Source organism: Vibrio sp. 03_296, assembly GCF_002265885.1.
Genome location: NZ_NPKW01000727.1, coordinates 1 through 738 on the forward strand (window position 1 = coordinate 1; position 738 = coordinate 738).

The 738-nt window shown below is 43.8% G+C and carries 2 pseudogenes; both read right to left on the reverse strand.

The window, feature by feature from the left end:
* A pseudogene (locus CIK04_RS35770) lies at positions 1–293 on the reverse strand (CpaF family protein); the annotation flags it as partial.
* Positions 283–738: pseudogene (locus CIK04_RS27445) on the reverse strand (hypothetical protein); the annotation flags it as partial. The pseudogenes CIK04_RS35770 and CIK04_RS27445, both read right to left, overlap by 11 nt.

Genomic DNA, 738 nt, shown 5'->3' on the forward strand with positions numbered 1-738 from the left:
TCGACAGCAAACCCAAATCCAATGTTTCCAACAAGCGTTGATGATAGTAGTGCTTAATCGCCAACTCTTGTTCGAGTTGTTTACGTGCCTCTTCAACCGCTTTGTCTTTCGCCTGACGCTCCAGCAGTTTTTTATCTTGTTGCATCGGCTCGTATTCTGTTTGAGTCTATGKCTGCACATTGGACTCTAATGTCAGAAATAACCTCATCACTGATCGTTGAACTGGGTTGCGCTTCTAATGCCGCTGCTTTTTCCTGAAACTCTGGGTTGATATTTTTTCTTTTAAAAAACATAACCTTGTCCTTTCGTTTCTAAATTTTCGCACTCTCTAAGAAAATATTTCTTTGAGCCAACTTTTTTCTCTTCTCCTTCAGGTTTCGCGATGTGATGAGAAAACTCGACAATGGAACGGGTAATCGCACTGTTTTTTTTGTTCTCAACAAAAGGTCGCCCTAAATTGGCACTTTCAATCGCAACACGGTAATCATTCGGGATCATGAAAACCGGAATGCCTGTGATGGTGTGCTCAATGTCTTTTAATTTGATTGATGCTCGTTTCTCGTATCGATTAACAATCAACTCAATCTGCTCTCGGGTAACGCCATACTCAAAGGTCAACATGCGCAGAATGCGCGAGGTGTTCTTAATCGCGGCAAGGTTTTGCTGCGTAATCAAGACAAACCTTAGCGCGGGCGCGACCACGGCCGAGAAAATACGATCCACCCCGCGGGACAGATC